1 pseudogene is annotated in these 318 nt (G+C 50.6%); it reads left to right on the top strand.

Features of this window, described 5'->3' with window-relative positions:
* Positions 1-318 (top strand): annotated as a pseudogene (locus CWC14_RS18750) (cation acetate symporter); the annotation flags it as partial.

Here is a 318-nt window from a genome sequence, read left to right as displayed (position 1 = left end):
AAAGATGGCAGCGGAACGCTATACAGCGAAGCCCCAACTTGGATTAAAACCTGGGAAAAAACCGGCTTAATCACTTTTAATGACAAAAATGATGACGGCCGCATGTACTACTCAGCAGGGGGGGTTAACGATCCAAGCAGTGCCAACGAGGTGAGTGTAGACCGTGACATTATGGTGCTTGCTAACCCCGAGATCGCCGATTTACCGGCCTGGGTTATCGCCTTGGTTGCAGCCGGTGGTATTGCTGCGGCATTGTCGACCACTGCGGGTTTATTATTGGTGATTTCAACCTCGGTGTCCCATGACTTGTTGAAGCGT

The organism is Pseudoalteromonas sp. S3260, assembly GCF_005886925.1.
Classification (GTDB): Bacteria; Pseudomonadota; Gammaproteobacteria; order Enterobacterales; family Alteromonadaceae; genus Pseudoalteromonas; species Pseudoalteromonas tetraodonis.
This window is presented reverse-complemented; position numbering and strand designations above follow the sequence as displayed.